The organism is Paenibacillus sp. UMB4589-SE434, assembly GCF_030226685.1.
In the GTDB taxonomy this organism is placed as follows: domain Bacteria; phylum Bacillota; class Bacilli; order Paenibacillales; family Paenibacillaceae; genus Paenibacillus_B.
In genome coordinates this window covers 331,497-350,948 of sequence record NZ_JASOYK010000001.1, presented here as the reverse complement: position 1 = coordinate 350,948, position 19,452 = coordinate 331,497, and the positions used below count along the sequence as shown (strand labels likewise).

The window sequence follows — 19,452 nt, the reverse complement described above, 5'->3', positions numbered from 1 at the left end:
CCTTCTTTGTGAATATTCATTCACTTGCTTTATACATATACTTCATTCCGTCAGTCTTCGCTGCACATACTCCGTTCTTTGAGTTTCGCATACTATACATGACACGCTTCTACTTTTGATTCAAGCACTTCTGCCATTTTCAAATAAATATCAGGAGTAAGCTTTCCATGCGCTACTACTTCTCCACGAGGTACACAGCAGCAAAATGGTGCTACGTTATTTTTTTAAAACCGCTTCGTTAAATAAGTATGCTCTTACTAATTACTTGTTAAAATAAATGACGTTTTTAGTTAAAGTATAGTTTTAATAATTTTTCCATTTGTAAGCTATTTTTATCGTTGATAACAATAAAATATGGTAATTGCCACTTTTGTGTTGCAATAGCTTGTTTACTATTCGGGATATCCCAACTTGGGTAAACTCTAATTGCCATTTTCCCTTTTGCAGTAGCTGATTTAAAAATATTTTGTTGTACAAGGACTTCTTTTGGGAAAACGAATTGTCCAAAATATTGATTATTAGTAGTAAAAGTATTAATAACTAATAAATCAGGAGTATTCTCGTATGAAAATGCTTGGTTTTTATGATCTATATCTTTTTCCCAAAAGGCAACAAACTGTCCTGTCTTAGCAGGTGTTATTTTTGCAACCCTAAATCTAACCGATTTAGAATTTAGCTCAAATACCCCGGCTCCATAATCTGAATTTTGAGTTTCTTCACGAACAGAACTTACCGTTAAACCATTAGGTTTGTACAGCGTTTCATTTACAAATGTCAGCGCCTTATAAAAATTATTCATCGCCATACTACTCCTTTTTATACTACAAAATACAATACATAACATTAGCACCCGGAACGACAGAATCCGTCTTACAGTGCTTCTCGCTGAATATGTAACTACTATCTTGTCGTTCCATATCCCATCCGGTACATACAGTAATACAATCTCTAACATATCACTTGTAGTTAGTATTAATCCATAAGTTCACCGATTAATCCCTTAGTTATCAGCTATCCAACCAGAAAAGTGTGCAGGATGTGAGAACAGTCTATCTAACTCTTTCTTGTCATTATGATCTATCCGAAGATTTCACGAATTTGTTACGTCATTTCAATTTTCCTTGGCTTAGCCACCAAGTGACCTACTTACACCCCGAATTAAAGAACTATCTTGTCTGAGCGTCAGGCCTAATCCTCACCTTCACTCCCGCTCCCAACGTCACTTTTATACCCAGCAAGCAGCTCAACTCCTCATAAAAATAGCCCCTGTCCCATTGGACAAAGGCTATCCGTACACTGAACATATATCCCGCACCTACCAATGCTCAATCTTAATCATTGATGAATGTGAACCCACCTTATCCTGCACAGCGTTCTCCCCATCACGATATCCGATCGCAATAAGCCCTACTACACACTCATGGCTCCCAATGTCCGTCAGTGACAATATCTCTTTGCAAGGGGAGAAATCACCCGCTTCCCAATACATGCCCAGGCCACGTGACCATCCCAACAGCTGCACGTTGCGCACTAGACAGCAGGCCGCCGCATAGTCCTCACTCGCAATGTGGGCATCTTTTTCCCGGCGGGCTGCAACGATAAGTATTCCTGCTGCTCGCTCCATGATGGCTCCAAGTTCCGAGCTGCGCTCCTTGGCTATAGCTTTGGCAAGTCGCTTTTGTGCGGCATCCGTTGTATAACGAAAGCTCCACGGTTCTCGATTACGATGGTTCGGCGCCCAGACTGCATCATCTAAAATCTCCATAATCAGCTCTTGCGGAACAGGCTGCGCCGTATAATCTTGAATCGGTTGCCAGTCGAGTATCATAGACCGGATCGTTGTCATTAGTAAGTTCATCCCTTTCAGTCAACAGCGTAAATTTTTGGTTCGCAGCTATCCGCGGTTTTGCCTTTGGAACTTTGTCGTACGCTCCTACATAACACAAGCAATGGAGCTGCTCCTCCTCCTGAAGCCCTAGGCCTTTCTTTAAGGAAGGATGCTGTAACATTTCATCCGTACCCCATACCATCCCTATACGCTGTTCCCAAGCCAACAGCGAAAAGGTATGCAGTAAGGAGCTCACCGCTGCTTCATTTCGCTCCCTCTGTTGTACATCCACGTCTCGTCGTGTAATGACCGCAAGCAGGGCTGGAATTTTCACAATTCGGCTAATCATAAATTGACTTACTTTATTCGGTACCCACTTATACAGTTTCTGCTCCGTATAAATGCTCATGACAGCTTCACCTGCCTTGCGCTTGCCCTCTTCGCTCGTAGCCAGCAAGAATCGACAGGGCAGTTCGCCAAATTCTTTTTCACAGGATACCGCAGCAGCAGCCAATAAGGCTTCTATACGATCAGAAGACAACGGTTCCGACTTATAGCTCCGAATCGTCCGTCTTTCCCGGATTACATTTGAGACTACAGACTTATACTGATCCATATCCTTTTAATCCTCCCTGCTCATATTCAGAATTGTTGTCTCCATTATATCGATATTGATAATCATTATCAATTAATATATAAACAATTTCCGTTTTTTCTACGAAAGCACCGAATATGGACTGCTTCAATCTGATTTTTTTGGATGTAGTAAACCATCAAAAAAGAGCTAGGATAGAATCATAGCAAAATAAAATTTAGGTGTTAATGGAGAAGAGAAAGGAAGCTACTAAATATGAGACCTATAATTCATGCACAAAGAAACTGCGAGGATCAGGAAAAGATTAACGATTTTTTGATTAAAACCCGAACAGGCTTATTAGGCTTGACCGATGAACGTCAACCGTATGTCATCCCATTAAATTTTGTTTGGTGGAATTCATGCATCTACTTCCACGGCCTGAGCAGCGGCAGGAAAGTTTCCATAATCGAGCAAAATAATACTGCTTGTTTTACGGTATTCGAAGAGTTTGGCACCGTGACTGATCCAGTCCCAGCTAAAACAGATACAGCCTACATGAGCGTAATGTTGTTTGGAAGCGTGGAAAAAGTAAATCAACTGGACGATTCGACAGATGTTCTTCAACAATTCCTGAACAAGTATGTACCCGGTTTTTACGACCGTCCATTGTCGAAAGTTCATGTTGATAAATACCGTTCCTCTCTTGATAATCAAACAGTATCTGTATATCGCTTGCAACCACACACAATAACAGCGAAAGAAAATCCTGTCCACGAGCAAAACCTGTTTTACCCGGGAAAATCAGTTTCCAATTCCAGCAGCTGACGCGGTTTCGGTGTTGGAGTGCCGCACAACAAACATGGCTATAAAGGCTGCTAGCAACCTTTATAGCCATGCAAGTAAATTGAATCTTTCTTTTCCCTGTCACGCTGCTCTATTTGGACAAAGCATACTCCAGACGCAATTCAGCAGCCAAATCTGTTTACGAAGCATGCTAAACGCTGCTATCTCTAATATACCCGTCAGTCACAATATCTTGCCGAAGCATCACGATGCCTATATTCAAAATATGTCGTCTCTACTCTACCCCGCCTAACTGCTTTTATTGCAGCAAGCACACTATGCCCCAAAACAAAGCTGTGAGGGAAAGTGCCTGCCCACCGCCCCTAGAGCCTTGAGTACAGCGGGAATTGAGATGTCAGCTCGCGAACGCTGCCTGCAATCTGTGCTTTGACCGTCTCACTCTTGGGATTTTTGAAGGCAAATCCAATTAGGCGAGCGATCTCTTTCATTTCTTTTGGCCCTAATCCACGTGTTGTCATGGCTGGTGTTCCAAAGCGAATGCCGCTGGTGATAAGCGGGCTTGCCGTATCATGCGGAATGGCATTTTTATTGGCCGTAATCCCCACGTCATTGAGTATCGTTTCCGCCTCTTTCCCAGTGAGCCCCCAATTTCGCAAATCAAGCAATACAAGATGGTTGTCCGTCCCACCGGAAACGACAGTCAGCCCTTCACTTTGTAGCGCTTCTGCCAATACATGGGCGTTTACCAGCACGTTCTTCATATAGGTTCTGAAATCCGATTGCAGAGCCTCCCCCAATGCTACAGCTTTTGCAGCAATAATATGCATAAACGGCCCGCCTTGCGATCCTGGAAACACCGCTTTATCAATAGCCTGCGCCCACGGTTGGCGGCACATAATCATACCGCCTCTTGGTCCACGCAGCGTCTTATGTGTAGTGGTTGTAACGAAATGGGCATGCTGCAGTGGGTTCGGATGCAGCCCCGCTGCAACTAGCCCTGCAATATGCGCCATATCCACAAAAAACAAGGAACCAATTTCGTCCGCGATTTCAGCAAACTTATCAAACTCAATTGTCCGCGGATAAGCGCTTGCGCCAGCTACAATCATGCGCGGACGGTGCCTATGGGCAAGTTTGCGCACTTGGTCCAAGTCAATACGTCCGGTTTGTTCACTCACGCCATAAGGCACAAACTGATACTGCTTACCTGAAAAATTCACCGGGCTTCCATGGGTCAAATGACCGCCATGGGATAAATTCATACCCAAGATGGTGTCACCGGGCTTTACGGAAGCAAAATAGACCGACATATTCGCCTGAGCGCCCGAATGAGGCTGGACGTTGACGTGTTCAGCACCAAAAAGTTCTTTGGCACGCTGAATGGCTAGTTCCTCAACCACATCAACATATTCACACCCCCCATAATATCTCCTGCCTGGATAGCCCTCCGCATACTTGTTTGTCAATACCGTACCTGCAGCTTCCATCACAGCTGGACTCACAAAATTTTCAGATGCAATCAATTCGATTTTATTCTGCTGACGTGCGAGTTCTTGCGAAATGGCATTTGCCACTACCTTGTCTTGTTGCTTCAACGCTTTCATAGGAATGGTCCTTTCTGCTGTTTATTTTGGCCTACCTATTTTGTACCTAGTTTCAGATTGCAGATGAGGGTCTTTGTATGATAAAATGCCAACTATTGGATTGTTAAATATGTTCATATATTTAGCATTTAAACAGTCCATAATTGACATGTTATACATTGGAGGTCAGCCCAATGCTAAAAATCAACCGAGACGATAACCGTCCCATTTGGCAGCAATTGCTGGATCAAGCGATCCATAACATTACGACTGGAAAATGGCCGCCAGGCGAGCTGCTGCTCCCTACTCGCGAGCTTGCCCAACTGGTAGGAGTGTCGCGTTCGACGATCCAGATCGTATATGAGGAGTTGTACAGCCGCGGATACACCAACACTTCTCGTCGAGGGGGAACAAGAGTGAGTGATTGGACATATCGTCCACCTTCCTCCGCGTCCGTTTCTCCTCAAGGACCGCTTCACCCCGAATTGCCCGCCTTGGATGCAACTGTCAGACATCTGCAGAATTGGCTCCATGGCAAAGAAAATACCTTTGCAGACATCGATTTCAGCCCTCACGAGCCTTATTTGGATGACCATTTCCATAAGCTCTGGCGTCAATCGTTTGTACAAGCCTCAGCAAAGTCTGACTTGACTCAATGGGCTTATGGCAGCGCCTATGGCTTTGAGCCGCTGCGCGAACAAATTCAACGCTACTTGTCGCTTACGCGGGGCGTCCATGTACAGATCGACCAAATTGTCTTAACTTCTGGTGCCCAGCACAGTCTTGATCTGATTGCCCAAGCGCTCTTGCAACAAGGAGATACCGTTTCGGTGGAAGATCCCGGCTTTCCAGCGTCCTGGATGGCAATGAAATATCGGCACATGAAGGTAGATCCCGTACCTGTCGATGAGCACGGCCTGCAAGTAAATTGCATTGATCCCAAGTCCAAGCTTGTCTTCGTTACCCCTTCGCATCAATGCGCGACAGGCGTCATTTTATCGGAACAACGCAGGCAGCAATTGCTGCATCTGGCCGCTCAACGTCCATTTTGGATTGTTGAGGATGATTATGACAGCGAATACCGCTACCGTGGCGATCCGCTTCCGACCTTATTCAGCCAGTTGCCGCAAAACACGTTGTATATGATGAGTTTTTCCAAGATGGTTGCTCCCGGCATCCGAATATCGGCGATTGTCGGTCCCAAAGCGGCCATTCGCCAAATTGCCCAAGTACAGGAACTCGTGTATCGCCACCTTCCAATTATGGAGCAAGTAACACTTGCCCATTTTATTGAGCACGGCTACTTTATACGCCATATGCGCAGAGTCCGAAACGTATATCGCCGCCGGCATGAAGCGATGACGAAAGCAATCAGCGCAACCGGTCTGGGCCAACGCTTTACGCTAAGCGGCGTAGAAACGGGACTGCACATGCTGCTTGAAGCCGAGGCGTCATTTGACGAAGAAGCTGTGGCAATTCAAGCGCTCAAACACGGGGTTAAAGTGTATCCGCTTAGTATGTACTGCCTAGAAAGCAATCGTAAGGGATGGGTACTGGGCTTTGCCAAAGTGGATGAGGCCACCATTAAAGAAGGCATTTATCGCCTCTCAGAGATGCTTTTGTAAAGCATGCACCTCCTATTCATAGGAGCCCGATGCCAACAAGCTTATTCGGCAAGTTGCTTCTGGCTCGGGATATGAAACAGATTGGACACATGCCATACTTGTTCCCGTTTATGATTTCTGGCCAGCTTGATAAGAACCGTCCGCAGCATACCGCTCTCTTCGAAATTGTCCATGTATGAATACGTGGGCTGTCAAGCCTGCAACCAATCCCCAAAATGCGCCGCCGACTCCAAGCAGGGTGACATTGGCGGCTGTCGCCAAAAAAGTAATGAGTGCAGTCTCGCGGCCTTTTGGCTCGGCCAATGCATTGGCCAAGCTGCCGCCTATTGTGCCAAGCAGCGCCAACCCTGCCAATGTCGCTATAAATGTGGCGGGAAGGATGAGGAAAAGCGAAGCCAGCGTAACCCCAAATATCCCGACTAGTATATAAAAGAGGCCGCAGGCAATTCCTGCAAGGTAGCGCTTTTTCGAATCTTCATGCGCGTCTTTCCCTGTACAAATCGCTGCTGTAATGGCCGCTACATTAAAAGCATGCGAGCCGAATGGCGCTGCAAGGAGCGATCCCAAACCCGTTATAGCCAAAATGGGATTAGCGCTTGTCTGAAACCCGTCGTTGCGGAGCACCAGCATTCCTGGCATATACTGTCCCGTCAATGTAATGATAAACAGAGGCAGTGCCACACCTAATAACGCATGCAATGAGAATTCTGGAACAACAAATATTGGTGCAGCAGCGGCCAGCTTGATATTGCTGAAATCGGCTTTCCCTGTACTAACCAAATAAACCAGACCGATTGTCAAAATACCTACGATCGCATACCGTGAGGTAAAACGCCGCAGCACCACATATGCAGCAAACAATACCACGACCAGCACAGGGTCAACTTGTGCACCGCCAAAAGCAGAGATACCAAATTGGAGCAAAATACCTGCTAGCAATCCGGAAGCAATCCCAGGTGGAATCATCCGCACGAAACGTTCAAACATTCCGGATAATCCCAACACGATAAAGCCCAGCGCGGAGATCATATAAGCGCCAATTGCTTCTGCATATGGAGTTACCGCTAGCGCCGAGACGAGAAACGCTACCCCTGGCGTTGACCATGCTGTAATAATCGGCGCTCGGTAACGGTAGCTTAGCCATATTCCGGTTATTCCTACCCCAATCGATATCGACCATATCCATGAAGCAGTCATTTCAGGGCTCAATCCCGCAGCTTTTGCCGCCTGAAACACAAGAATAAATGTACCGCCATAGTTTACGATGACTGATATCAAAGCCGCGATTGTTGGCGATATAAAATCGCGGCCGCGCAGCGAAGGGGACGTTGTGTTCATAAGTTTTCTCCTTTCTCTCCTCTAATCATCCTCATGTGCATGTTCATTCCAGTAATACCCGTCCGGCAAATAACGCTGTCCAAATACGTTTGTCCCCACACGAATGATAGTCGCCCCTTCTTCAATTGCCACCCTAAAATCTCCGGACATCCCCATGGAGAGAATACCCATGTCTACTCGCGGAATCTGCCTCTCCTGTATTTGCATTTGAATTTGCTTTAATAGTCGGAAGCAATGCCGTGTCTCGTCACTGTTCGCGCCCAGCTTTCCGATCGTCATCAAACCTTTGATGTTCAGTGTTTCAAATTGAGACAATTGTTCTACCAGTTCCAATGCAGCTTCCGGCGCTGCTCCAAACTTGCTTTCCTCGTATGACGTGTTGATTTGTATTAAAATATCCATAGCTCTGTTCTCTTTCAGTAGCTGCTGATGCAATGCCTGGCCCAGTTTCAAGCGGTCTACTGAATGGATGAGCGTTACATATTTGACAACATCCTTAACCTTATTCGTTTGCAAGTGGCCAATAAAATGCCATTCCACCTGTTCGTATTGCTGCATAAGCGGAAACTTGCTCCGCAGCTCCTGAGCTTTATTTTCTCCGAACAAAGTTTCACCCGCCTGCATGGCCATTCCCAGTTTTTCTATCGGTACCGTTTTGGTGGCCAGCAGCAATTTTACTTCTTCTATTTTGCGTTCTGATACTTGGCAAGCCAGTTCCATCTGTCGTCTGACCGTTTCGAGATTTTTTTCGATTAAATTCCCCATATCCTTTCTCCCTTCTCATTTCTCATTTTTATTTGTTTTTCTGCACACCGTCGTATTAGAGTGACTAATCGATTATCTTTGACCGAATAACGTCCTATTTGAAGGCTAGTCAAAGTTAAAGTCTAATATCAAAGCTTATATATTCGTCATCCTCCTTTTTCTACGGACACAAAATAGGAGTTGAACGTGAAACGTAAATTGAAAAACCAACTCTACTTGTTAGACTTGTCGGAGTACCCTGCTAGTATAACAACAGTTGGATTGGTTATATATATCCATAAATATCATTTTTAAGCAGTCCAAAACGGGAAGCTACATTATTAACTTACTGAAACCCTGTATGGCAGCAGTTCAAACATCAGTATTTATGCTTAGTCCGGTCGATAAAAAGATAGATCATCTCTTAAATAACAAAAAAGAGAAGACACTTTTGCAGCAGTGTCTTCTCTATTCTGGTCAACTTCTCATAGCAAACTCTTTGTACACGTTCCAAATGTGCAGGATTTGAATTATGGATTTCCTATTATCAGCTTCTTCACCTGAGCTTCAGTCACTTTGAGACCGTCACCCGAATAAGTAATAACATGAGTTGTCCCGGTTAATTCCACTTCGACGATTAGTGAAACATCGTAGGCCTAATTCCTCGCACTCACTCTTTTAGTATATTATTAGTTGCTGCGATTCACTGTGAGATTCTGCAAGACCCCCACAATGCGATTGTGTCGCTCATCCTCTATAGGAACAAACTTCCGGTCCGACAGATTCAAAATGTACCATTGTGTAGACTTGTATCGATCCATCCCCAGATAAGTTATGCCCTCGATGCTCGCCTGTACTAGCCTTGTTCCGTTGTTATCTACAAACAGGCCTACGCCCTTCATCAGGTTCTCCGGGTGTACCTTCCATTTCATTTGGATGAACTGCTCGCCTAGCCCTTTGGTCGTATCCAGCAATCCACTTCCATACAGCACGATCAGGAATAGAATTGTGCCTAACTGCGGAAATGTGTGCGGAAGCTCAAGACTGCGAGTCTCACCTTTGTGCCGTACAACCCATGTCGAATGAACGTCTGCCGGCAGCACAATTCGCAGCCGCTGTCCATTTACATCTGCTGACGTATACAGCGCTGAGCAATCCCTTTCCTTCACTACTCTCCCATTAGAGAGGGCCCAAGTGGTCACAGCTTCTCCCAAGTACAAGTTCAGCATTTGAACAAAAATACAAATATCCTCCATGCTCCCCTCGCGGACCAACTGTCCACTTTTCAGGTTAAGCGCTCTGCGTGTAAACAACTTGTTATTAGCAGGCACGCTGGAGTGTGGAATGCCAAACAAATAACGGGTACCGTTGACCGTTTCCTCCATAAAGAACTGCTTCCAGCCATTAATCGCATATACGGCCTCAGGGCCTGTATAGAGACCAAGTCCGCTAAGCCAGCGAGTAAATCTATACTCCTCATTTCCCTTATAGCCCAACAGAGCATACAACACCCCATGTATGAGCTCGCCCCTGTAGTTTCCTGCCACTAGCTCACGCAAACGCTCCGTATCATATCGTGCCACTTTCACCACAATTCTCGTGTTATAAAAATCATATCTCGGAGCAGTACGAATGGATGCAATATATGGGCTCTCAACCTGAGTGTCAGCTACCACAGTAACACTGTGAATTCTGGCCAACAGCACCAATCGCTGCAGTTCATCTGCTTTCGTCACCATTTCCGTTATATAATACAGTCTTGTTAGAACCCTTCTTAGGCTTGCTTCCTTATTCTCATTACCGATTACTCCCACATAGTAAGGACCCAGACTGACTTTATAACCTTTATTTGAGTCCATGTAGGAGGCCACACACCATTGCAGCACACGATAAGGGTCTTCATGTAAATGATAGGTTTGAAAAAAGTAGTCATCCACTAGTTCTGCGGTCTTATCCGCAATACGTTTCCGAATAGGTTCGGGCAGCGCATTATATGAAAACATCAACTCATCCTTCCGAATCCTAACTTTACATTTATAACTTAACATAATACCCGCTGGACGATTTCTTGCAGCGCATGTAATGACGTTCCTGCTTATATAATACCACTACAGAAGTCCACAGTTTTCCTATCCTATTTCACTCGATCAGTTGAAGTAGTTTTCAAAGTACCATATCCCAAATGTAAATAAGATCCCTAGAATTAACAGTAACCCGTATAATGTCAAAAAAATAGTTAATAGCCATTTCCCTATCCATTTTAGAGTTCGCATTTGGACTTCTCCTTTCGCGTATGTGAAATAGGTAAGCTGACGTCGTCATTCGTAGATAGCAGAGTTGTTCCCCCATAAATGGCTTGTTTTAGCTAACTCTATTGATTCCCTATGTACTTCTCCATAAAACGATCCACTCGTTGGAAATATTCCGTCGGATAATGATTTATCGCATCAATATACTCCGTATTAGGCGGGTACCAAGAATCAGCATAACAGATTTTGTTGGCATTTTCTTTACTACATCCATAGGCGATGCTGAATTCAGATCTACATGAAAGACCCAATCTCCTGCCATTATCGCGGCATATCCGAATGGGAACGAGGGAAATCCGGAGAAGTAAGGCAGTCCCTCTTGCAAAAATAGACCCGTATTACGGAACGAACTATCCGTGACCGCGACTTGGATATCTGGACTTTCACTTGCCGGCAGCATAAGTATCAACAAGCCCCCACGACTAATAATATAGTGATTCACAAAATCTTTGCATGACGTTGACCTTCCGTTGATATACATACGGTAACGTTAGACGTAAAGAGATACCTCTCAGCACCGACCGCTTCTCAAGACAGAATAGTGTCGTACCTCCTCTGTCTCCCCATACTCGGAGCTGACCACCCACTTCATGCAACATCCTGTACACCTCACCAATACACCACCTTATGGAAAGGGGAATGACCCAATGAATCAAGTAGTACGTAAGCGCCCCGCACTGCTTATGCTTGCTCTTGCCGTATCTCTTTTTGTCCTGAGCCTTAGCCCCGTGGGAACTTCTGCAACTACCGCTTCACCGCTTCCTGCCACGCCTAACTATGAAGTGAAGCTGTTCCTCGATCCGAGTCTCGTGCTTAATGCAGATTACAACCTGAACAGCACCGTACTTAACAAATTCGCAATGCCCAGCAGCAAGACAAAAATGAGTGTGCAATACATGGACACAGATCAGCTTCAGCTTGATGAGCAGGGTTGGAACGTAAGGCTTCGTAAAAAAGAAGGATCTAAGGATAAGGAGTTCGAACTCACTTACAAAAAACGTTATCCGATTACCAATGGTAATATTCAAGGTGCACTCGCCCAAGCTGCTCTAGATGGCTTTGATGCGAACGAAGATAGCTATGAAGCACAAGTAGATTGGGGATACTCCAAACAGACACTCAGCTTCAGCAACGATAAAAAAGTGAGTAAGAGTGGATACAACGGCATGGAACTGCCAAGCAAGGCGGATTCACGCATGTTGACTATTAGTAATGCACCTGGCAAGTTCAAAAACTGGACATCAAGCAACTGGGGTACAAACCATCTTGCAGTCGCAGACAAATTTGGACCTGTAGATGCCAAGCGATGGACAGGAAAATGGAACGGAATCAAGCTGTACATTGAAGTATGGAAAATAATCAAAGAAAGCGGCGTCGGATATGACTACGTGGTGGAAGCTTCCTTCAAGACAGACACGCATGCTGAAGCCTCGACATTAAGAAGCCAACTCCAACAAGAACTGATGCAACAAGGCTGGTTCCTTCCCATTGACGAACTTAAGACACAAATGATACTTCATCGCTACTAAATATAATAAATAACGTCAACATAAAGGCACAGCTGCGAACATCTTGTTCAAGGCTGTGTCTATTTATGATGACAAGGAGAGGATAATAACTAGATTTTATCGAATTCTCTTATTTATAAAATGAACTCATTTCCATTTATTAATATTTAATCATAAAGGAGAATACGATGCTAACGACCCAACAATTACAAGATATTAAACTACTGCAAAAAGAGTGCGAAGCTTTTGATCAGGTGGAGCTGAAACTAAATTGGGAGATGCTCAGAGACCGTGGAAATAATCAAATGGATTTTCTTCACTATGAGAGTAACAAGCTTGTAGCCTTTTTAGCTTTATATCCTTTTGGCTCCACCGTTGAAGTATGCGGCATGGTTAAGCCAGATGAACGACGCAAGGGATATTTCCGTCATTTACTCATGCAAGGAGTAGCCGCTGCCAGGCACCTAGGTTATAACAAAATGCTCTTAAACGCACCTGCTGGCTCGGATTCTGCCAAAGCATTTTTACAAAAAAGTGGAGCTGAATATGCATTATCAGAACATCAAATGGTATGGCAGATAAGACGTGTGGAAGAAGTAGAAGGGATTATGCTGCGGCCAGCACTGCCGAGTGACTTTGATTTGCGTGTGCACTTGTCGGTTACGGCTTTTGGACTGGATGAAGTAGATGCCTTGACGATGGAGAGTCATGTTAATAGCTGTTTAGATAGTGAAATATTTATGATTGTTGTAGATGAAAAGACAGTAGGAAAAATACGCATCAGTCAAGAAGATGGACAAGCTTGGATTTATGGCTTTTCCATATTACCTGAGCACCAAGGCAAAGGTATTGGTAGAAAAGTGCTACGCCGAGTTATAAAGGAGCAAGCTGCAGCTGGTTATTCGATTCACTTGGAAGTCCAAACGCAAAACGACCACGCTTTAGGATTATATCAATCCGTTGGCTTCCAAGCGGTACATACACAGGATTACTATACGCATCCACTGTAAACCTTATTTGATCTCGAATACTCGTCCTATACTAAAAAACCGAAGCGATATTGGTATTATCCCCATTCGCCCCCATTGCTGATAAGAGCTCCGCACTTACGGCTCTCTGTCTGCACCAACTGTGACAGCGAATAATATATGTATCCTAGATTTAGGTTATTTTCATATATAAATCCTTCAATATATACAAGATAAAGAAGCCTACTATCTCTCTCTTATCAAGTCAAATACATGTGTTTATCAAAATAATCCTAACCCTGATTATATTCAAAATGGAAGAATTACAAATGGTACAGAGTATATGCAGATAGATATGGAGACGTTAATGAACTCCCTTCAATGAAGTATTCTCCTCTTCTATTCCAAACTATTCAATAAACACCCAAGAGCTATCGAAAAACACCCAAGAGCTATCGAAGGTGTTACTGTGCATGTTCAATCTCCTACACTCGCCCTTTAGATAAAAGAAACTATCTCGCGTAAAATTTACTTTGTATAAACTTAGCTTGATAGCGATGGGGTATGACCATTGGAAAAATATCTTAGAGGAACAATGCCCATTCCAACGAGTACGTATGCACATATGATGTAAAAAAACTCAATCTTAAGGAGAGATCTTACTTGTCCAAACATCCTTCTCATCGTTCGATGAGACCGTTACAACCACATTTCGCGACCACTAATGAAGTTAGTAATTTTGTTAATTTATGGGGGATATTTACTGTTAATGGTCAACAGATCGTTGCTTTCGTCAAAAGCGTAGATCCCGCTAATAAATCAATGATAGTGCTGTATCCTAATGGGACACAGTCTTTTATTGATGTTACTCAAATTAGCCAGGCTCAAGGACCTTATCCGAGCATGCCTTCTAGTGCAGGACAAAGCGGTAGTCATGGCGGTGGTCATGGCGGTGGATCGCATTGGCCTCAACATGGTCAAGGTAGCGGTCAGGGGGGGCAGTGGTGGCCTCAACATGGTCAAGGCAGCGGTCAGGGGGGGCAGTGGTGGCCTCAACATGGTCAAGGCAGCGGTCAGGGGGGGCAGTGGTGGCCTCAACATGGTCAAGGCGGCGGTCAGGATGGGCAGTGGTGGCCTCAACATGGTCAAGGCAGTGGATCTCGTAGCGTCAATCGAAATAATCGAAAAAAATAATATACCAACGCTTATTGTAGCAAATTACCGCATGCCATGAGCGAGCGTCGATTGGAACACTCCAAGATTAGGCCAACCGAAAAAAATTACATGGTCCCAGCATATACTGGTTGGTTGCTGCAGATGGCTCCAATAATACCATTTGTGCAGCGAGGAAGCGGCTGATCATGCATCATCGATTCCCGAGGCTGAGGATGAGGTCTTATTTGTTGTAGACCTCTCCTAACCGGGGAAACAGCGGTATCGTTGAACGGCTGAAACGGAATCGTAACCGATTTTATTCGGTCGAATTACATAAGCTTTAAGGATGGAAAATCTACTCGGTTTGATCCAAGTGAGTTACATAAAAATTATGGGCAGTTTGTACCCTCGAAAAGTCAGCTCATTGGCATTACCCTCTTATGGAGACAATGTAAAAAGGACATCTGTTGAGATGGACTTAAAAGCGGCAGGTACAATCTTATATTTCATCCTATAACAAAGACGACTTCAGAAAAAAATGAAGCAACCGTTCGCCGGTTGAATACCGGGAAACGGTTGCTGCTTGACGACGACTTTTTAATTCTGTCTACTTGACAGTGGTATGACCATTGTAAGGCTTACGCTCCGGTTTCATCATTTATATCAATTGGATCCAAACAAATGTATTTATCACTTTGCTGGCGTCCTCAATGACCTATTCGATCACTTGCGCAAGCTTCGTGAAGATTACACCCAAGGCATATGCTCCCGCATCTGGATATCCCAGACTACGTTCACCCACTGTCCCAGCTCTGCCCATCCGGGCTACGATCGACTCTGTATGTTTTGCGCCTTGTACGGCTGCTTCTGCAGCTTTTACCGCTGCAGTCTTGAGATTGTCGCCGTCAACTGCGCTGCGCTCCCATGCCTCTGCAAATGGAGCCAAAGCATCTATCAACGTCTTATCTCCCACTACAGCTCCACGTCCAAATGAACGTTCCCCTGTATCTTGAATTCCCTTCACCACGGCAGCCATCATGTGTGCAAATTCAGCAACGGACAAGACGTTCTTGTCGCCAGCATATTTACTTGCAGCTCGGAATGCAGAGCCCCAAATCGGGCCTGATGCTCCCCCGCAATGCTCCATAATAATCAGCGAGCAAGCATTCAGGAAGTCGCCGATGCTTCCTGCGTGATGTTCTGTCAGCTCATGCCATTCTCGCTTCAGCTGCTTAAATCCTTTAGCGACACTCATGCCGAAGTCGCCGTCGCCTGCGTGCGAATCCAATTCACAGAATGGAACTTCATTTTCGATAATAATCTCACTCATCTTGTCTGTCAGGTAGATAAGATTGTGCAGCGTGAACGTATCCTGCTCCGTCTTGGCATACTTCTGATCCGTTTCACAACGATAAGATACGTTTTCCTTCTCTACTGTGACCGTATATACTTCTTCTACACGAGGCGGGCTGAACGGCCCCGCTATTTGAATCGCTGGCGTATTACAGCTAGCTCCCAAATAGTGTTTCAGCTGTTCATCCAGCCGAATAATCGACACTGATGCGCCCGCCATATCGATACTCGTCATGTAGTTACCAACAAACACTTTTACAATGCTTACTTGGTGATTGTTTATCTCCCTAACAACCGCGTTAGCCAGCAAATACAATTCTTGCAGCGGTGATCCGCCAAAACCGTTAACCAGCACCGCGATCTCAGAGCTGTCGCCAATGTTCATATCACGGAACAGATCGGTCACCATCTTCTTTGCCAATTCATCCGCGGATACATTTTGTTCTCTGCGAATGCCTGGCTCGCCATGAATTCCAACACCGTATTCGATCTCATTGTCGTTTAGTTCAAATGTTGGCGTCCCTTTAGCAGGAACGGTACACGAAGTCAGTGCAAATCCGATACTGCGTGTATGATCAATAGCCTTCTGGGCAATCTGCTTCACATCAGCCAAAGATTTACCCTCTTCAGCTGCCGCACCGGCAATTTTATGCACGAGTACGGTTCCTGCGACACCTCTACGACCCACTGTATACAAGCTGTCTTCGACTGCGATGTCATCATCTACTTTGACATAATCCACAACGATTCCATCTTCACCTGCAAGATGGGCCGCATTTTTGAAGTTCATAATGTCGCCGCTGTAATTTTTGATGATCAGCAAGGTGCCTTGTTTGCTGGCAGATGCTTTGATCGCTTGATACACCTGAATCTGGGATGGAGAAGCAAATACATCGCCGCAAACTGCTACATCCAGCATCCCTGCTCCAACAAATCCGGCGTGCGCTGGCTCGTGCCCACTGCCTCCACCGCTAATTAGCGTTACTTTATTACGATTGATTTCTTTTTTTTGAACAATTTTATATTTACTATTAAACTCCAGTTCAGGGTGTGCAAGCACAAGTCCACTACACATTTCCCGCACAAGTGTTTCCGGCTGATTGATGATCTTTTTCAAAGTACTCACCCTTTTTGTTTAAATTGCTGTCCCAACTGATCCGCTACCCGAATCGCAGCCACTACTTGCTCTTCATTAACCGGGAATGGCATGGAATGAATCGATTCTTCCGGTATGCAAGCTTTGCGGGCTACATCCCGCAGTTCATCGTCCGTCACACTCGTTACGCCGATATCTGCCAGACAGATCGGCAAACCAACGCTGAGACAGAACTGCAGCACTTGATTGATCTCGGCTGAGCTCGCATTTTCGAGCACCAATTGCACCAATGTCGTAAAGGCCACTTTCTCTCCATGATAATAAGAATGGGTGCCTTCAAGCGATGTTAAACCATTGTGAATCGCATGCGCAGCAGCCAGACCGCCGCTCTCAAATCCTAGACCAGACAAGAGAATATTGGTCTCGATAATATTTTCAAGCGCCGGTGTAACTAGGTTGGCATCACAGGCTATTTTCGCCTTAGCACCATCTTCCAGCAGCGTCTCATAACACAGCTTAGCAAGGGCAAAAGCTGCCTTTGTCCCCTTCGCAGGACCTACTCCTGTGCTCGAACCACACGGCAGCCCGGCATTTACGTTCGAATAAGAATTAGCCGTTGCTCGGGCCTCAAAGTACGTGGACAACGCATCCCCCATACCCGCAACCAAAAAGCGTGTTGGCGCATTTGCAATGACAGTCGTATCGATCATAACGACGCTTGGACTTTGTTTGAAATAAGCATAGTCGTCAAATTCACCTTCTGGAGAGTACAGAACGGCAGAGTGACTTGTCGGTGCATCTGTCGCCGCAATCGTAGGTACGATAATCAACGCCTCGCCTGCAGCCACACATTTTGCCGTATCAATCGCTTTCCCTCCACCTAAACCAATCGTACAGGAACAGTTATGCTCAATTGCAAGCTGCTGCAAACGCTTAACTTCTTGGCGTGAGCACTCCCCATTGAAACCGCTCTCAACTATAGTAACATTATAGGTCTTCATTGTATGTTCAAGCTTCTGCTTTACACGTTGTACATCGTCAGCATGCGCAATCAGCAAGGCTGAATCACCAAACGTCTTAATAAAATACCCTAGGTTAAATAGTTCATTTTCACCTTGTACATATTTGGCTGGACTTATAAACGCTTTTCTCATATGCGTCATCCTCCTCTGTATTCTTGTATCTCCATTATAGAGACGATACATGAGAAGATCATTGGACTATTCCTGCAAAATAAAGCGTTATTCCATCGTATTATTTTATCCTCTTCAGCCAAAATGGTACTATCTTGTCCTCTGATCCGATTATTATGTTATAATGGCACAACGCGTAACAAAGGAGCAAACCACCATGAGTTCTCATTTTCATCTGGATAATATCATAGATATGGAAAAGTGGCAAAAGCTGCAAGATTCGCTGTCGTTGGTTACCAAAATGGCGATCATTACAACCGATTATAAAGGTGTGCCTGTCACAGGGCATAGTCATTGTCAAAGCTTCTGTCAAGCGGTCCGTAAAGATGAGACGCTATCACAGTACTGCCAAAAGTGTGATGCCAGAGGCGGCTTAGAGGCTGTACGCTTAAATAAGCCTTATATTTACCTTTGTCATTTTAGTATCGTTGATATCGCGATCCCGATTATTGTCAACAATCAATACATGGGTGCCATTATGGCAGGGCAAGTAAAATTGCAGAACAATCCTACGGAATTAGAACAAATCGTAACCAGACCATCCAATGCCGATTCTCATCACAAATTCCTCAGTCTGGAACAAGAATACAGCTCGCTTCCCGTACTGACCTATGAAGAAGTGAACACAATTTCGGAGATGCTGTACCATCTTTGCAATTACATTGTAGAAGAAGCTGTTCTGAAAAATTCAACCATTGAGATGTACCGTCATACGTTAGTAAACGACTCGCCTGCAGCTGATGCACTTGCTGGACATTCGTACCGCAGTATGGTAACGATCAAAAATGAGTTGGAGCACACCTTGATTGATAGTCAGATTGGCCAAATGTCACTAAATAAGAAGAAGTCCACCAACGTGATGCTGCAGCCGGCGTTTGATTATATGTATACGCACAAAAATGAGAACGTAAAGTTGACAGATATGGCAGCACTTTGCCATGTCAGCGCTAGTTATTTCAGCCGCATGTTTACGAAAGAGACCGGCGAAAATTTTTCGGTGTTTATGCCGAGGTTAAAGATGGAGTGGGCCAAACATATATTGGAGTCGACAGATTTGCCCATTTCTCAAATTAGCAATGAATTGGGATTCAGCGAACCTAGCTATTTTATTAAAACTTTTAAAAGGTTCGAGCGCATAACCCCTTCGCGGTATCGTCAAGTTTATAAGCGTTAGCAATGTCTGCATGTACAGATCGTTAGGTTAAGAGCACATTCGAAGACAAGCCGCCTCTCAGGCCCATGGACCTGAGAGACGGCTTGTACTGGTTTACGTATCGATGCAGCGTGGTCCAGCAAGATACGCCCTAGATGGCTATTTCGCTGCCAGCATCTCGGGGAACAGAAAGGAGAGGCACCCGACTAATGGTCAGA

General features: G+C 44.9%; 16 protein-coding genes and 1 pseudogene. 7 read left to right on the top strand and 10 right to left on the bottom strand.

The window, feature by feature from the left end:
- Positions 1–286 precede the first annotated feature (286 nt).
- From QP775_RS01665 to QP775_RS01655, 3 genes are all read right to left on the bottom strand, one after another.
- Positions 287–799, bottom strand: a complete 513-nt coding sequence (locus QP775_RS01665; protein ID WP_285103069.1) for a MepB family protein — start codon at positions 797–799, stop codon at positions 287–289.
- Between the two features lie 516 nt (positions 800–1,315).
- Entirely contained in the window at positions 1,316–1,765 is a 450-nt protein-coding gene (locus QP775_RS01660) for a nitroreductase family protein (protein WP_285103067.1), read from the bottom strand.
- Entirely contained in the window at positions 1,749–2,444 is a 696-nt protein-coding gene (locus QP775_RS01655; protein ID WP_285103065.1) for a nitroreductase family protein, read from the bottom strand. The genes QP775_RS01660 and QP775_RS01655 overlap by 17 nt, the downstream gene beginning before the upstream one ends.
- A gap of 234 nt (positions 2,445–2,678) precedes the next feature.
- Between QP775_RS01655 and QP775_RS01650 the strand changes: the two genes are divergently transcribed.
- Entirely contained in the window at positions 2,679–3,230 is a 552-nt protein-coding gene (locus QP775_RS01650) for a pyridoxamine 5'-phosphate oxidase family protein (RefSeq protein ID WP_285103063.1), read from the top strand.
- Between the two features lie 341 nt (positions 3,231–3,571).
- Here QP775_RS01650 and QP775_RS01645 read toward each other — a convergent pair whose 3' ends face one another.
- On the bottom strand, positions 3,572–4,813 hold the full coding sequence (locus QP775_RS01645; protein WP_239327285.1) for a serine hydroxymethyltransferase: 1,242 nt from the start codon (positions 4,811–4,813) through the stop codon (positions 3,572–3,574).
- A 173-nt stretch (positions 4,814–4,986) separates the two neighbouring features.
- Between QP775_RS01645 and pdxR the strand changes: the two genes are divergently transcribed.
- Entirely contained in the window at positions 4,987–6,417 is a 1,431-nt protein-coding gene (gene pdxR, locus QP775_RS01640; protein ID WP_285103060.1) for a MocR-like pyridoxine biosynthesis transcription factor PdxR, read from the top strand.
- A gap of 108 nt (positions 6,418–6,525) precedes the next feature.
- Here pdxR and QP775_RS01635 read toward each other — a convergent pair whose 3' ends face one another.
- The 4 genes from QP775_RS01635 to QP775_RS01620 form a co-directional block, all read right to left on the bottom strand.
- Positions 6,526–7,755 carry a benzoate/H(+) symporter BenE family transporter gene (locus tag QP775_RS01635; protein WP_285103043.1) on the bottom strand — a complete coding sequence of 410 codons (1,230 nt, stop codon included), beginning with the start codon at positions 7,753–7,755 and terminating at the stop codon, positions 6,526–6,528.
- A 21-nt stretch (positions 7,756–7,776) separates the two neighbouring features.
- Positions 7,777–8,520, bottom strand: a complete 744-nt coding sequence (locus tag QP775_RS01630; protein WP_285103041.1) for a YggS family pyridoxal phosphate-dependent enzyme — start codon at positions 8,518–8,520, stop codon at positions 7,777–7,779.
- Positions 8,521–9,188: 668 nt separating this feature from the next.
- Positions 9,189–10,502 (bottom strand): hypothetical protein, encoded by a 1,314-nt coding sequence (locus QP775_RS01625; RefSeq protein WP_285103039.1) that lies wholly within the window; start codon positions 10,500–10,502, stop codon positions 9,189–9,191.
- A 436-nt stretch (positions 10,503–10,938) separates the two neighbouring features.
- Positions 10,939–11,250 (bottom strand): hypothetical protein, encoded by a 312-nt coding sequence (locus QP775_RS01620; RefSeq protein WP_285103037.1) that lies wholly within the window; start codon positions 11,248–11,250, stop codon positions 10,939–10,941.
- A gap of 205 nt (positions 11,251–11,455) precedes the next feature.
- On the opposite strand from QP775_RS01620, the gene QP775_RS01615 reads away from it, so the two are divergent.
- The 4 genes and pseudogenes from QP775_RS01615 to QP775_RS01600 all read left to right on the top strand — a co-directional run bounded on the left by QP775_RS01615 (position 11,456) and on the right by QP775_RS01600 (position 14,478).
- A complete protein-coding gene (locus QP775_RS01615) occupies positions 11,456–12,337 on the top strand; it encodes a hypothetical protein (RefSeq protein ID WP_285103035.1) in 882 nt (293 codons plus the stop codon).
- Between the two features lie 167 nt (positions 12,338–12,504).
- Positions 12,505–13,326, top strand: a complete 822-nt coding sequence (locus QP775_RS01610) for a GNAT family N-acetyltransferase (protein WP_285103033.1) — start codon at positions 12,505–12,507, stop codon at positions 13,324–13,326.
- Between the two features lie 91 nt (positions 13,327–13,417).
- A pseudogene (locus QP775_RS01605) lies at positions 13,418–13,666 on the top strand (IS4 family transposase); the annotation flags it as partial.
- A 281-nt stretch (positions 13,667–13,947) separates the two neighbouring features.
- Positions 13,948–14,478 carry a hypothetical protein gene (locus QP775_RS01600; RefSeq protein ID WP_285103032.1) on the top strand — a complete coding sequence of 177 codons (531 nt, stop codon included), beginning with the start codon at positions 13,948–13,950 and terminating at the stop codon, positions 14,476–14,478.
- Between the two features lie 676 nt (positions 14,479–15,154).
- Here the strand turns inward: QP775_RS01600 and dhaK are convergent.
- Entirely contained in the window at positions 15,155–16,909 is a 1,755-nt protein-coding gene (gene dhaK / locus QP775_RS01595) for a dihydroxyacetone kinase subunit DhaK (protein ID WP_285103030.1), read from the bottom strand.
- Positions 16,910–16,914: 5 nt separating this feature from the next.
- Positions 16,915–18,042: a glycerol dehydrogenase gene (locus QP775_RS01590; RefSeq protein ID WP_239327275.1), complete on the bottom strand. Its 1,128-nt coding sequence runs from the start codon at positions 18,040–18,042 to the stop codon at positions 16,915–16,917.
- Positions 18,043–18,238: 196 nt separating this feature from the next.
- Here QP775_RS01590 and QP775_RS01585 point away from each other — a divergent pair, with 196 nt between their 5' ends.
- Entirely contained in the window at positions 18,239–19,255 is a 1,017-nt protein-coding gene (locus QP775_RS01585; RefSeq protein WP_239327274.1) for a PocR ligand-binding domain-containing protein, read from the top strand.
- Positions 19,256–19,452 lie beyond the last annotated feature (197 nt).

Bases quoted from the DNA above. Each gene is read 5' to 3' on its own strand.
- QP775_RS01665 (WP_285103069.1), bottom strand. From the start codon at position 799: ATGAATAATTTTTATAAGGCGCTGACATTTGTAAATGAAACGCTGTAC.
- QP775_RS01660 (WP_285103067.1), bottom strand. From the start codon at position 1,765: ATGGAGATTTTAGATGATGCAGTCTGGGCGCCGAACCATCGTAATCGA.
- QP775_RS01655 (WP_285103065.1), bottom strand. From the start codon at position 2,444: ATGGATCAGTATAAGTCTGTAGTCTCAAATGTAATCCGGGAAAGACGG.
- QP775_RS01650 (WP_285103063.1), top strand. From the start codon at position 2,679: ATGAGACCTATAATTCATGCACAAAGAAACTGCGAGGATCAGGAAAAG.
- QP775_RS01645 (WP_239327285.1), bottom strand. From the start codon at position 4,813: ATGAAAGCGTTGAAGCAACAAGACAAGGTAGTGGCAAATGCCATTTCG.
- pdxR (WP_285103060.1), top strand. From the start codon at position 4,987: ATGCTAAAAATCAACCGAGACGATAACCGTCCCATTTGGCAGCAATTG.
- QP775_RS01635 (WP_285103043.1), bottom strand. From the start codon at position 7,755: ATGAACACAACGTCCCCTTCGCTGCGCGGCCGCGATTTTATATCGCCA.
- QP775_RS01630 (WP_285103041.1), bottom strand. From the start codon at position 8,520: ATGGGGAATTTAATCGAAAAAAATCTCGAAACGGTCAGACGACAGATG.
- QP775_RS01625 (WP_285103039.1), bottom strand. From the start codon at position 10,502: ATGTTTTCATATAATGCGCTGCCCGAACCTATTCGGAAACGTATTGCG.
- QP775_RS01615 (WP_285103035.1), top strand. From the start codon at position 11,456: ATGAATCAAGTAGTACGTAAGCGCCCCGCACTGCTTATGCTTGCTCTT.
- QP775_RS01610 (WP_285103033.1), top strand. From the start codon at position 12,505: ATGCTAACGACCCAACAATTACAAGATATTAAACTACTGCAAAAAGAG.
- QP775_RS01590 (WP_239327275.1), bottom strand. From the start codon at position 18,042: ATGAGAAAAGCGTTTATAAGTCCAGCCAAATATGTACAAGGTGAAAAT.
- QP775_RS01585 (WP_239327274.1), top strand. From the start codon at position 18,239: ATGAGTTCTCATTTTCATCTGGATAATATCATAGATATGGAAAAGTGG.